Origin of the sequence: Aulosira sp. FACHB-615 (assembly GCF_014698045.1) — a bacterium.
Lineage (GTDB): Bacteria > Cyanobacteriota > Cyanobacteriia > Cyanobacteriales > Nostocaceae > Nostoc_B.
The window spans coordinates 132,122-146,601 of the sequence record NZ_JACJSE010000014.1; the positions used below are offsets into that span (position 1 = coordinate 132,122).

At 39.5% G+C, this 14,480-nt stretch carries 9 protein-coding genes; 6 read left to right on the plus strand and 3 right to left on the minus strand.

The window, feature by feature from the left end:
- The first annotated feature begins 31 nt into the window (after window positions 1-31).
- The 3 genes from H6G77_RS21350 (at window position 32) to H6G77_RS21360 (ending at window position 2,938) form a co-directional block, all read left to right on the plus strand.
- Window positions 32-526: a hypothetical protein gene (locus tag H6G77_RS21350; protein ID WP_190872675.1), complete on the plus strand. Its 495-nt coding sequence runs from the start codon at window positions 32-34 to the stop codon at window positions 524-526.
- Window positions 527-740: 214 nt separating this feature from the next.
- Complete coding sequence (locus H6G77_RS21355) at window positions 741-1,985, plus strand: DNA cytosine methyltransferase (RefSeq protein WP_190594584.1); 1,245 nt, start codon at window positions 741-743, stop codon at window positions 1,983-1,985.
- The gene (locus tag H6G77_RS21360) at window positions 1,958-2,938 is read left to right on the plus strand and encodes a Bpu10I family restriction endonuclease (protein WP_190594585.1); all 981 of its coding nucleotides are present in this window, start codon (window positions 1,958-1,960) and stop codon (window positions 2,936-2,938) included. The genes H6G77_RS21355 and H6G77_RS21360 overlap by 28 nt, the downstream gene beginning before the upstream one ends.
- A 174-nt stretch (window positions 2,939-3,112) precedes the next feature.
- Here H6G77_RS21360 and H6G77_RS21365 read toward each other — a convergent pair whose 3' ends face one another.
- Window positions 3,113-4,051 (minus strand): putative 2-dehydropantoate 2-reductase, encoded by a 939-nt coding sequence (locus H6G77_RS21365; protein ID WP_190872683.1) that lies wholly within the window; start codon window positions 4,049-4,051, stop codon window positions 3,113-3,115.
- Window positions 4,052-4,193: 142 nt separating this feature from the next.
- On the opposite strand from H6G77_RS21365, the gene H6G77_RS21370 reads away from it, so the two are divergent.
- The 3 genes from H6G77_RS21370 to H6G77_RS21380 all read left to right on the plus strand — a co-directional run bounded on the left by H6G77_RS21370 (window position 4,194) and on the right by H6G77_RS21380 (window position 6,433).
- Window positions 4,194-4,595 (plus strand): fasciclin domain-containing protein, encoded by a 402-nt coding sequence (locus tag H6G77_RS21370; RefSeq protein WP_190872676.1) that lies wholly within the window; start codon window positions 4,194-4,196, stop codon window positions 4,593-4,595.
- Window positions 4,596-4,872: 277 nt separating this feature from the next.
- On the plus strand, window positions 4,873-5,208 hold the full coding sequence (locus tag H6G77_RS21375) for a hypothetical protein (RefSeq protein WP_190872677.1): 336 nt from the start codon (window positions 4,873-4,875) through the stop codon (window positions 5,206-5,208).
- 55 nt (window positions 5,209-5,263) lie between these two features.
- Window positions 5,264-6,433: a pyridoxal phosphate-dependent aminotransferase gene (locus tag H6G77_RS21380; RefSeq protein ID WP_190594588.1), complete on the plus strand. Its 1,170-nt coding sequence runs from the start codon at window positions 5,264-5,266 to the stop codon at window positions 6,431-6,433.
- Between the two features lie 55 nt (window positions 6,434-6,488).
- Here H6G77_RS21380 and H6G77_RS21385 read toward each other — a convergent pair whose 3' ends face one another.
- Window positions 6,489-10,835 carry a non-ribosomal peptide synthetase gene (locus H6G77_RS21385; RefSeq protein ID WP_190594589.1) on the minus strand — a complete coding sequence of 1,449 codons (4,347 nt, stop codon included), beginning with the start codon at window positions 10,833-10,835 and terminating at the stop codon, window positions 6,489-6,491.
- A 255-nt stretch (window positions 10,836-11,090) separates the two neighbouring features.
- A partial coding sequence (locus tag H6G77_RS21390) for an SdrD B-like domain-containing protein (protein WP_190872678.1) occupies window positions 11,091-14,480 on the minus strand: 3,390 nt, incomplete at its 5' end.

The window sequence follows — 14,480 nt, forward strand, 5'->3', positions numbered from 1 at the left end:
ACATTCAAATTATGGTGTGAGGAGTCGGGTGATGAAGTATCTACCTAATTTAAGTTCATTGATAGCGGCTAGTGCAGTTTTCAGCTTGCTGATGGATTATCAACCAGCACAGGCTCAAGTTGCTTATGGTAGCTATGTGGGTGTCGGCCCCACTATTGGGTTAACTGATGGTATTCAAATCGGCGGAGTTGTGGCTTTTCGTTACAAACTTTTAGAAGCACCAGTTTCTTTTCGCGCTCAAGCATTAATTGGTCAGAACACGGCTGTTGTCCCTACTGTATCTTATGACTTGCCACTCAACTGGCAAACAGATGCTTATTTAGGCGCAGGCTTAGTGTTAACTGGTGGTGATAGTCCTTCTCCGGTAGGTAATAAAATTAGTTTTGCTTTACAGCCAGGAATTGATTACGTTGTTCCCAATAGCAATACGGTAATTTTTGGCAATGCGATTATTGCCTTTGATGCTTATCGTGATGGCGGTGGTACGGCGTTGGCTGTGCAAGGTGGGGTGGGTTTGAGATTTTAAGAGCTAGTTGAATACAGGCGATCGCTTCTTGCATTGCATGAGGATTAAAAGGCAATCGTCTTTTTATATTTTCATACAAACATCCTTGTTAAACGAACACAAACACTAGTAGACTACGATTTGATTGCAAACATAGGGTAGTTAAAGAAAAAATGTGAGTGTATCATACTAATCCGTTCAGAATTTGAAAGTATGAGTCTAGAATAAAAAACTTATGGCGAGACCAGAAAAACCTACTGTTATTGATCTATTTGCTGGAGCTGGTGGCTTTGGCTTAGGTTTTGACATGGCAGGGTTTTCTGTGTCTTTATCGCTTGAAATTGATGCTTGGGCTTGTGATACACTGCGCTACAACCGCCCCAGTATGACAGTGATTCACAATGATATACGTAATTTTAATACCGAAAGTAGTGTCAAGGAAATTTGTGTTTTTAGCCCAGACATTATTATTGGTGGCCCTCCATGTCAAGGTTTTAGTGTTGCAGGGCCAGCCCAAAAAGATCCGAAAGACCAGAGAAATAGCTTGTTTACTAACTTTGCTCAGTGGGTAAGTTTCCTTGAGCCTAAAGCATTTGTAATGGAAAATGTCAAAGGATTACTTTCACGTAAAAGTAGTAACGGTCAAAAGGTCATAGATATTATTAGAAAAACTTTTGAAGATATCGGATACTTTGTGGAAGTATGGAAGTTAAATGCGGCTGAGTATGGTGTGCCACAAATTAGAGAGCGTATTTTTATTGTTGGTAATAGAAATGGCAAAGAATTAGGAATTCCTTTAAAGACGCACTCTTTAGAATTATATTATCTAAATAAATCTCAGTTATCACTGTTTGATAGTGAAGCTAAATTTCCTCCGATAACTTTATGGGATGCTATCTCAGATTTACCACCACTGAATGCGCGGGAGGGTGAAGAAGAGCAAGATTATTTTGTAGAGCCTCAAAATGATTATCAAGCTTGGATTAGAAATGGTAGTAATCTACTCTATAATCATGTGGCAATGGAGCATTCAGATAGGCTGGTAGAACGCTTCAAACAAATTAAATGGGGTGAGTCAAGTTCTGATGTACCTAAAGAATACGGAGCTAGACGGCGTAGAGGGAATGGAGAACTTTCAAATAAAAGCTATGACCAGAACAATCGACGGTTAAACCCTTACAAGCCATCCCATACGATTGCGGCCTCATTTTATGCTAATTTTATTCACCCTTTTCAACATCGAAATTTAACAGCACGCGAAGGTGCAAGGGTTCAATCTTTTCCTGATAACTATCGTTTTATGGGCAAAAAAACTGTTGTGTCTCATAAATTATTACACAGAGAAGAAAGATTCGATGAGAAGTTTTTATGTCAATATAATCAGGTTGGTAATGCTGTTCCACCTATCCTTGCTAAAGCAATTGCACTACATCTTCTAGAAAAATTAGAATTATGCCGAAAACCGATAGGAATCCTTTAGTTCATGCTTCTAATCTTGAACAGAAGGAAAATCATCGTACAGAATATAGAGACACAGATAGTAGAAGATACCTTAGCGAAATTAGGACTGAGTATGATAAATGGCATACTGCTAATTTAGAGTTAGTCGGGCCAACATCAGAGTTTACTGAGCAGGATGACGAAATTATTGCCAAAAGAGTAGAGCTTCTTTCAACATACAAAGACTTTCTAGATCAGCAGCATTATGCTGAAAAGTTTGACTCTAGATCAAACCTCCACTCTAGTGTATTAGAAGAGTTTCTCTACTATTTGTTTAAAGATTTAGCACAAGATTTTGGAGAAAATGCTCTCATTGGTAAGTCACACACTTTTAAGGATATTTTCTTTGTTCCACCAAAATATTCAGAAATGCTTAAACGACCTTATGCGCGTATTGAAAAAAAAGATCATGACTTTGTGATTGGTGCAACTATTCAAGCATCGCTTGTAGCTGCACCTCCTCCAGAAAAAGATGACAGTCCTGGTGAAAAGTTGACAATTCTTAAAGAAGAACCAGAAATTTATTCTGATCCTACAGTTACAGAGGAAAATACAGAGACACACATTTTTGACATTCCAGTAGTTGTCATTGAGTGCAAAACTTACCTTGACAAAACTATGCTTGAAGGAGCTTCACGCGCAGCAGAAGATTTAAAGGCGAGAAATCCCAATAGTTTGTATCTTGTAGTTATGGAATGGATCAAGCTAACTAGTGATGTCAATTTACGAAAATACAAAGTTGATCAGATTTATGTATTACGTCAGCAGAAAAATACTGATCGAAAATTTAGATATAAAGAAACGTATATTAAAAACCCAATTAATGTGGCTGTAGTACAGCATCTTTTCAAGAAGGTAAGAAATCATTTAACAATTGATTGGTCTGGAGGAATTGAGCATGGTATACAGCGTGGTTGGCTAATTGATGAATAATCTACTGGAGTCTGAGGTCTAAATATTGCCTTCTTAGTTGTATGGCACAGTCAAAGTATAGATTAGGAGATTGTTAATTGCTTAAACGCTGGAAGATTCTCAATTTATAATTCAGAATTTTCAAATCAGCACGGACTCAATGCCCAGCTAAAGCTAACAGCACTTTGCTAAAAATTAGTGTTTATTCCTGTTGTCTAAAAACTTTAACTGATTGTACAAGCAGTTAATTTGTGGTAAAAACACACCTGCGGCTTGGGCTTTACGTAGGGAATTTCCAATAATTGCTTCTACTTCTAAAGGACGTTGTTCATCATAGTCAATTTTCATGCTGGTGCGGTAAGGCTTCATCTTGACTGTGTAATCTAGCATTTTTTGAATGAAGCTATCAGCAATTATCCGTCCGGTACTTTTTGCACCTGCGGCTACTTCATACATTAATTGCTCAACTAATTGACGAGTGTAGGGATCTGCCATTAATTCATCAGTTCTGGCATTCAAAACCACAGATAAACCATTGTAGGGAATATTCCAGACTAATTTTTGCCAACGCGCTAAGAGTAAATCTTTTGTTAATTCTATTGCTATACCAGCATTTTGAAAGTCGTTGGCAATTTGCTGCATTATATTAGTAATTCCCGCAGTTTCGTAGTTATGGCTGTATTCACCCAAAACTATTTGTCCATAATCTACATGCCGAATATGTCCTTGTCCGACCTTATTGGAACATAAAAAACATAAGCCACCAATAATGTTGACATTACTCACAATCTGAGAAATTTCTAGTTCTATGTCTAATCCATTTTGTAATACTAATACCACACCATTATTTTTAATTACAGGTGGTAATAATTTTGGTAATAAATAATTTTGGGTTGTTTTGAGGGCAACTATCACTACATCACATTGTGGCATCTTGTCCGCATCGTTATAGGCGTTAACTTGGGGTAAGGTAAAGTCGCCATCCTTCGATTCGATGATTAAACCATGTTGATTGACGTGTTCGTAGTCACTTTTGAGTAAAAAATGAACATCTAAACCCGCTTTTTGTAGTTTTGCACCGTAAAACCCGCCTAATGCACCTGTTCCGATGATGGCATACTTGCGATCGCCCATTGCTGCTCCCAAGATAATTAATAACTATTAATTAGATAGACTTTTGCCTATGATATTGTAATTTTATAACTGTAACTTTCGTCAAAAAAATTAAATCGCTTTAATATAATTTAAAATTTTTATCAGTGAATAGGTAAAAAATATGGCTGATATTGTTGATATTGCGGTTGGTAATGACGCTTTTAAAACCTTGGTAACTGCTGTACAAGCGGCTGGTTTAGTCGAAACATTAAAAAGTCCAGGGCCATTTACAGTCTTTGCACCGACTGATGATGCTTTTGCCAAGTTACCACCAGGAACAATCCAAACTCTGGTGCAGAATATTCCCCAGTTGACCAGAATTCTAAAATATCACGTCGTGGCTGGTAAGTTGTCTCAGGCTGAGTTAGCAAAACTAGGTACAGTTACTTCTGTAGAAGGCTCAATCATTAAAATAGATTGTTCTGAGGGATTTGAAATCAAAAACGCTACTGTCTTAGCGGCAGATATCGATGCTGACAATGGCATAATTCATGTCATTGATACAGTAATTTTGCCTGGTTAATAAACTTTAGGTGGGTTATCCCCACCTCAATTATTGCGATTTTTTAATATTAATAAACTCATTTTACTAGTAGCTTAACAGATCCCCGACTTCTTTGAGAAGTCGGGGATCTAAGCACGAGAAACTTCTTAAGAATTAATTAGATTTTCTATAGTTTAATTTATGTTACATTTGCGGAGTATTTACTTTATGTTGATGCTAGTGTTTAGTTGAATATAGATAAAAATATGTTTAGTTTGTTTATTTAAAATGTTAATACTAAAGTGCATAACTATACATGCTTGATTTTCATACCTTAGCCGAATTTTCTCGTACCAATTGTATTGGTATTTGTGCCTTTCTTGTACCAGCTAACTTAATTGCTACATTATTAACCATTATCTTGACGGTTTTACGTAGACCAATATCTCAATTGCAGCCAGTTGTAGGAATTGCCATTATTTTTGCTGTAGTCATGGTACTTCATGTATATAGCTGGTTTGTGGTTGGTGTTGTGATGGCTCCTACTTATATATTGTTATCTCTAGCAATTACTTGTTTGGTAGTTAATTTTGCGGCGCTGATTTTCCACAAACGCTTTGTTCATTATCCTGGTTTTTCCAAAACCTATTAACTTTAATAACCTACACCTGTCAAGATGAGAGAGATGGGGTGATGGGAACTCATACATGACTGATGACAAATTGATTTCTCGGATGCAGGCGGTTCAGTCGCCAATAATTCCTGTGGTTGGGGAACTGATTAAAAATTCTCCGGGAACCATTTCTCTCGGACAGGGTGTAGTCTCCTACAGTCCACCACCAGAAGCAATTGAACTTTTACCGAAGTTTTTAGGGGAAGCGAGAAATAATCTCTATCAAGCAGTGGAAGGAATTCCGCCTTTATTAACTGCATTGACAGCAAAATTGTCAGCTTTTAACGGTATTGAAATTACTGATGAAAACTGTGTTGTGGTGACAGCCGGTAGTAATATGGCGTTTATGAACGCGATTTTGGCAATTACTTCGCCTGGGGATGAAATTATTCTGAATACGCCATATTATTTCAATCATGAAATGGCTATTACAATGGCGGGTTGTCGTGTGGTGTTGGTAGAAACAGATGAAAATTACCAATTGCGTCCAGAAGCCTTAGCCGCAGCAATTACACCAAAAACCAAGGCTATTGTGACGATTTCCCCGAATAATCCCACAGGGGTTGTCTATTCTGAAGCGGCTTTACGCCAAGTCAATCAAATTTGTAGCGATCGCCATATCTACCACATCAGCGATGAAGCTTACGAATATTTTACCTACAACGGTGTCAAACATATTTCACCAGGGGCATTTGCTGGCAGTAGTGATTATACAATTTCTCTCTACAGCCTTTCTAAAGCCTATGGTTTTGCCAGTTGGCGCATTGGCTATATGGTAATTCCCCAGCATTTACTTGTGGCTGTCAAAAAAGTTCAAGATACAATTTTGATTTGTCCGCCTGTGGTGTCGCAGTATGCCGCATTAGGCGCATTGCAGGCAAAAGATGAGTATTTGAAGGAAAATATTGGTGCGATCGCTCAAGTACGTCAGTTAGTGATAGACTCGCTGAATCATCTCCAAGGTTTATGTACTATTGCTCAAGCTGATGGTGCGTTTTATTTCTTTCTCAAAGTGCATACTCATATCAATGCGTTTGAGTTGGTGAAAAGATTAATTCAAGAACACAAAGTTGCGGTAATTCCTGGGACAACCTTTGGGATGGAAAATGGCTGCTATTTGCGCGTTGCTTATGGGGCGTTACAAGACAATACAGCCAAAGCAGGGATAGAAAGATTAGTTAATGGTTTGCGGAATATTATTTAATTCTCCCCCAAAGGCGCAAAGAGTAAGCAAATTTTCTCTTTTCTGACTCCTAAAATTAGGAGTTTTTCTTGTCAAACAACAAATTTAATCTATCTGCTAAAACCTGCACATGAGGTTCTTGGAGCAAACTGAAGTGATTTCCTGGTAGGTGATAAATTTGTGCTATTTTTTGCTTCTTCCACCCAAATCGAGGGAAAAGAAAGCGTAACATTTTATGAGATAAATATACAAATTCACTAGATAGAAAAAGGTGAATCTTACCAGAGTAGTCTTGTTGGCTAATATAAAGCTGTTGGTAAATATTCATAGGTGAAACTAAATTCTTTGTTGAATTTTTCCCTAAATATTGATAATTCTTTTGAAAGAACTTTCTTATCTGCCGAATAGCTGGAAAAACTTGGTTAGCATAGTAATACAATCTATGATTATAAGCAGGAAAGTCTATGATTATTAAAATAGATACTTTTTTTCCAAGAGCTTCTAGTTGTTTAGCAATTTCATAAGCAACCAAACAACCATAAGAATAACCACCTATAATATAATCATCATTTGGTTGTAAGGCAAGAATATCATGAATATGATGTGATGCAATTGCTTTGATATTTTCTTGTTTATTTTGATATCCAAATGCAGATAATCCTGATTCTATAAAATGAATTGGTTGTTCTTTCCCTAGGTGTTGAGAAAGTGGTAACACTTCATTTAAACTGCTAGCACAGAAGAAAAATGGTTGTTTATTACCTTGATGATTGAGACTGGTAATTAAAGATTCAGGTCTAGGTTTTTCTCCCTGACGGCCAGCAGTGATTACTATAAGTTTGCGATAATCCTCTTGGTTCAACATAGGAGAACTGAAAGAGAAAGATGATTCTACAGTTTGTGTCTGACGCATCACCTCAGCCAATTCTCTAATTGTTGGTACTTGAAACAGTGTGGCTAGGGGTAGTTTTTTGTCCAAAGTCTTTTCAATTTCGGCAAATAAACGCAATGCTAATAAAGAATGTCCTCCTAAATGAAAGAAGTTATCATCAATACCGATAGATGAAACACCTAAAACTTTTTTCCAGATTTTAATTAATTGCTGTTCTAACTCATCTTGAGGCGCAGACTGAGTAACTTGGGAAAGTTGTTGGCTTGGTTGGATTTTGAAAGCATGGAGTTTATCTTTCTGTTGTTGCCAATATTTTTGATCTTGAGTCAATATTGGCAATGACAAAATATTCTGGTCTGGATTGGCTACTAGTTCTTGTAGCAAAATCTGAAAATTCTGGATTAACTGTTCAATTGTGGCAGCATCAAACAGTTCAGTATTATATTCAAATATGCCTTCCAATCCTAGAGGTGTTTCCCACATCAACACCGACAAATCACATATAGCCGTACCTTTTTCAACTGGTATTGACTCTATATCCAATCCAGTCAACTCTAGATTGTTCATAGGTACATTCAGCAGATTGAATATCACCTGATACCAAGGTGAGTAACTTAAATCTCTGCTGGATTGTAGATTAGATAACAACTGCTCAACGGGAAAGTCTTGATATGGATAGGCTTCTAAAGTGATTTGCCGTACCTGCTTGATCAAGTTCAGGAAAGAGGGGTTCCCAACTATACTGATGCAAAGCGGCATAATATTGGAGAAGCAGCCGATTATAGATTCAATTTTAGTATGGTTGCGGTTGGCTGTTGCTGAACCAATCACTATATCTTTTTGACCACTGTAGGAATGCAGTAAAATTGCAAAACCAGTTAACAGTGTCATGAAGAGGGTAGATCCAGATTTTTGACTGAGGTGTGTTAGTTGCTGCGTTAGCTCTGAGTCAAGGTGAAATGATTGGATATACCCTGAAAAAGATTGTAATTGAGGACGAGGGCGATCGCTTGGTAATTGCAGCAAGGGAGGCGCAGCCGCTAGTTTACGACTCCAGTACTCTACTAAAGGTGTATAGACTTCCGGTTGCTGAAACCATTGCCGATGCCAAAGGCTAAAATCACTGTATTGCCATAACGGTGGAGCCAGAGGAGACGGAGATTTTTGTGTATAAGCTTTATAGAGAACTGATAATTCCTGGTTAAAAATTCCCAATGACCAGCCATCGGCAGCAATATGATGTATCGTGATCATCAATATATAATCTTTCTCGGTCAATCGCAGTAATCGCGCCCGGATGGGTGGCTCTTGTGTAAGGTCAAATGTCTGTCTGGCTTCTGCATCGACTAAACTTTGAATTTCCCTTTCTTCGTAGTTTTCAATTTGTTGGACGAGAATGGAAATCTTCAATTCAGCAGCAATGTGTTGAACCGGTAGCCCTTCTACAATGGGAAAGGTAGTTCGCAACGATTCATGTCTTTGAATAATTGTGTTAATTGCCTGTTCTAAACTCCCAATATCCAAATTTCCTGTCAGCCGCAACATTATTGGTAGGTTATAAATCGGTCTAAGACCAGATTTTTGCTCTAACAACCATAATCGTTCTTGATATACCGACAAAGGTAGGTTGTTTTTATCTGAAATTGCTGGCAATTCAGGAACACTCAATAGAGAGTCTGCTTGCTGATGTGCTGACTCTATCTGTTGACTCAACTCAAAAATTGTAGATGCTTCTAGAACTGCGGAAACAGGCAAATCTACTCTAAAACAGTCCCGCACGCGAGAAACAATCTGAGTAGCATGAAGAGAGTGTCCACCTACTTCTAAAAATGGTTGATAGATTCCCACTTGAAACCCTAAAACCTCTGCCCAAATATTAGCTAGTGTTTTCTCTGTTTGAGTTCGAGGTAACACAAAATTACTATCTATATCTATGCAGAGATTCTCCAAGTTAGGTAGAGCATTTCTATCCACCTTACCATTAGCATTCAGAGGTAACTGATCCAACAAGATAAAGGCCGATGGAATCATATAATTTGGCAATTTCTGTTGGAGAAAATGGCGTAATTCACTAGAATTTACTGCACCAATGTTTGCTTCTTGAGTAAAATATGCTACTAATCGCTTGTCTCCTGGACGGTCTTCCTGGGCGAGTACAACAACCGATCGCACAGATGGGTGTTGTGCCATAACTGCCTCAATTTCACCCAGTTCCACCCGAAATCCTCGAATTTTGACCTGAAAATCAATTCTACCCAAAAACTCAATTGTGCCATCAGGTAGCCAGCGAGCGCGATCGCCTGTTTTATAAAGACGCGAATTGGGGTCATCACTAACAGGATTTTGAATAAATTTTTCTGCGGTTAAATCTGGTCTATTCAAATAACCCCTCGCTAACCCATCACCCCCAATATAAAGTTCTCCTGGAATGCCAATGGGAACTATTTGTAAAACATCATCAAGTATATAAACTTGGGTATTAGCAATGGGACGACCAATAGGAATTGAGTCTTTTTGCAAATCATTAACAGTAATTTTATGGCAACAGGTAAAGGTTGTATTTTCTGTAGGGCCATAGCCATTGATTAATTGACATTCTGGTAATTCTTCTAAAACTTTCTCGACATGATATCTTGATAAAACATCACCTCCTGCTAAAAGTTGGCGTAGGGATTTTAGATTTTCTATCTGTTCTTCCACTATTAAATTAAATAATCCTGCTGTTAACCATAATGTAGTAACATTATATTGCTTGATTGCTGTGCCAATTTCTTGTAAGGATGGTGTTTTAACTGGCATCAACACCAATTTACCGCCATTTAATAAAGCAGCCCAAATCTCAAATGTTGCTGCATCAAAGGCAATCGACGCAAGCTGTAAAATAACTTCATCAGCACTAAAATTAGCATAATTTGTATTTTTAACTAGTCGCACAACACCACGATGTGTTACACAAACGCCTTTGGGTTTGCCTGTTGAACCGGATGTGTACATTACATAAGCTAAATTTTGGGCAGTGACTTCACTATCAAAAGAAGTACCATCAGAAATGGTGGTTAAATTACTTTGCTCATCAACACAGATAGTTTGAAGATGATTTGCAATTAAGGATAGATGATTTAATTGATTTTTTTGAGTGATTAGAATAGATAAATTTGCATCTTTGAGAATAATTTCTAATCTTTCTAAAGGAGCAGATGTATCTAACGGTAAATAGGCTCCACCTGCTTTTAATATAGCTAAAATAGTGATAATTACATCAGGAGAACGGTCTAAATATAAAGCCACTAACGTTTCTGTTGTGACCCCAATTTGTCGTAAGTAATCAGCCAGTTGATTTGATTTATTTTCAAGTTCCTGATAAGTTATTTGCTGACGTTCATACTCAACCGCCACAGAGTTAGGTGTTTTTAATACTTGAATTCTAAATAATTCGTGAATTGTCGCATTTCTGGGATAATCTGTTTTTGTATTTGTCCATTCTTCTAACAAAGAGCCTGCAAATTGAGTTAATGAGTCGGCAATATTCATATTTTTAACAAAATTCAAATTATAAATTTATGGTTATTCCAAAATCATTACGGAGTGTATTTGCGGAGATATCTTAGTTGAACATCTCGCAACTCTTATCATTTTCCAAAAATGCTTAGGGATTGATCTAAGCTACATTTGCTCAATGCGCTCAGATCAATTCTCTAAATGAGTACCAAGTTCTTTTACAGACTCGAAGAGACAAGAGCATTTTGATTGGATTATTTCAATCAAAATGCTTTTTCTCCTAGTCAGTTATGCGTTTCCTCCGTAGAAAACATGATCTGCCAGCCCCAAACCGTTGTTGTATTCATCCAGTTTGCTAGTAATGAAACTACCAGCATCTAAACCATAGGTAACTTTGGTATTGGAGTTGTAGGGACTTGGCAAATTGGATGCACTGGAAATACCTTGACTCCAGTAATTATCTATGCGTGGGCTATTGACACTGCTCCCAGTAAGTTGATTTAACGCGCCATCACCCTTCTTATCAGCATTTTCGTCTGGAGTTACAGCTTGCAACCAATTGATGCCTTCGTTGATATAGTATCGAGCATCTTGATCGGTTGTACTAGCTGCTGTGTCAATGGGGTTGCCAGCAAGATAATTCAACCAACTAGCCACTAAAGAGCGACCAAGATCGTAACGTACATCTCCATTAGGATGTGCTGAGGCATCAACAATCTGGCGTGCTTGGCTAAGAGTATAGAAAATGGTATCCTCCCCGGTATCAGTTATACCGTTGCGGTTGTAGTCACCGATAAGTAACCCTGCACTATATTGTCCAGTCACAGGATCAAGCACTTTTCCAGATTGGGCGGAGTTGGTATAAGAAGGGAACAGAAGGTCACTGTCTGCAAAATTAGCCAGTGTTTTTTGTGTTGGCTCGTTACCTTGGACACCATCCCAGAACTTCTGCCACTCGGTATTTGCCCAGAAACCTGGGGTACGCACACCAGGTGCAGCAATTACTGTGTCAGTATCAGTAGCACTGTTATTGTTGGAATTAGTATCAGTGAACCCAGTAGGAGCAGTAATCGTGGCAGTATTAACCAGAGACGCGGGCGTGACTTTGAGAACATCAAGATGGCGAATCTTGAACTGATCCTCTGGGCTGGTATCTGTGTCTAAAGCCGCAATCACAATGGTGTTACCCACATACTTGCCTGCATTCACATCAGCCCAGCGATCGCTCGTGCTAGTAGTAACGTTAGCTTCGTAGAACCCAAAACTGTTGAGAATTGAGTCGCTTAAAGTCGTGGGAGGACTGCTAAAATTGCCAATCCAGACAGAAATATCACTGTCCTTGATGACATATTGCAGATAAGCCTGATCCAACACTACTGCTTCTGAGAACTGGAATAGGACGTAGTTATCCCTTCCGCCAACGTTATCAACGACGTGAGTGTTGTTACCGCCATTTCCTTCACTACTGTCGGTGACACCCAATCCACCACCATAGCTACCCAGATAAGCCGCACTCCAAGCACCATTTGTCCCATCCACACGGCTAAATGCCCTGGCTGTGACGGTAATTCCATCTTTGGTGAATGTCCGCGTATTGCCATCTGTCCCATCCAAGGCACTATTACCATCGAAGTCAAATGTGGTTCGACTACCTGTGGATACTGGGCTAGGCGCGACAGTCCCTGTGACTGTGTAGGTAATGCTGCTACCTGCTGTCAAGGTGACGTAATCATTGATGTTGCCTGTACCACTGGTTTGGTTATCTGTTGCACCGCCACTGGCCACACTTGTCCAAGTGACGTTGGTTAAGTTGCTGGGGATGATATCACTCACCAGCGCATTGGTAGCAGTAATCAGACCATTGTTTCGCGCCACGATGGTATAGGTTATCTGCTGTCCTGGAATTACAGTTGTTAAACCATCTGTTTTGGTTATTGACAAATCACCAATATTTTTGATCAGTCCTGCATCAATGGTGAGGTTATCAGTTGTACCGACAGAGAATTGAGCCGTTGTGCCGTTGGTATTAACAACATCACTATCAGCTGCATCGTTACCTACATTAGCGGTGGTGAATCCGTTGAAACCAGTGGGTTCAACAAATTGAACACTATAGGTGCTATTGGCGTTAACGTTGAATTGGTAGAGACCGTTGGCATCAGTGGTGGTTGTTCCGATTTGAGCGCCAGCTTGGTTAAAGAGTTTGACAGTTACACCAGAAACACCAGACTCACCAGTATCTTGCACTCCATTACCATTGGTATCATACCAAACGCGATCGCCTACTTTGACAGTAGATGGAGTAACGATAGTGTTGGTATCAGTAGCACTGTTATTGTTGGAATTAGTATCAGTGAACCCAGTGGGAGCAGTAATCGTGGCAGTATTAACCAGAGACGCGGGCGTGACTTTGAGAACATCAAGATGGCGAATCTTAAACTGATCCTCTGGGCTAGTCTCTTTGTCCGAAGCTGCAATCACAATGGTGTTACCCACATAGTTGCCTGCGTTTACATCAGCCCAGCGATCGCTAGTACTAGTAGTTTCATTAACTTCGGTGAACCCAAAACTGCTGAGAATTGAGTCGCTTAAAGTCGTGGGAGGATTGCTAAAATTGCCAATCCAGACAGAGATATCACTGTCGTTCAGAACATATTGTAGATAAGCACGATCTAACACCACTGCTTCCGAGAATTGGAATAGGACGTAGTTATCCCTTCCGCCAACGTTATCAACGACGTGAGTGTTGTTACCGCCATTTCCTTCACTACTGTCGGTGACACCCAATCCACCACCATAGCTACCCAGATAAGCCGCACTCCAAGCACCATTTGTCCCATCCACACGGCTAAATGCCCTGGCTGTGACGGTAATTCCATCTTTGGTGAATGTCCGCGTATTGCCATCTGTCCCATCCAAGGCACTATTACCATCGAAGTCAAATGTGGTTCGACTACCTGTGGATACTGGGCTAGGCGCGACAGTCCCTGTGACTGTGTAGGTAATGCTGCTACCTGCTGTCAAGGTGACGTAATCATTGATGTTGCCTGTACCACTGGTTTGGTTATCTGTTGCACCGCCACTGGCCACACTTGTCCAAGTGACGTTGGTTAAGTTGCTGGGGATGATATCACTCACCAGCGCATTGGTAGCAGTAATCAGACCATTGTTTCGCGCCACGATGGTATAGGTTATCTGCTGTCCTGGAATTACAGTTGTTAAACCATCTGTTTTGGTTATTGACAAATCACCAATATTTTGATAAATACCTGCATCCAAAGTCAGATTATTTTCACCAGAAACAAGGGTGACAATCTGAGTTTGGCCAGTGCTGGGATTAGCATCAGAATCTACAGCATCATTAGCACCCACATTAGCTTGAGTAAACTGAAATCCTGCGGGTAGACCAGAGAATCCCACTCGATATTGTTGACCAGGTGTCAATCCGGCAAAATTGTAATTGCCACTGGCATTAGTAGTTGTGGTAACAGTCGTATCGCCAATACCATTGATAATGCCATCTGCACCTCCACCAGTCAGGGTAACAGTTACCCCACCAACTCCAACTTCGCCTGTATCTTGAATGCCGTTGTTGTTGGCATCGTTAAATACGAAGTCTCCTAATGCTGCCGTTTTGTAGAACCCAGCATCAACTGTGGTGTCATTTTCTCCTGGTGA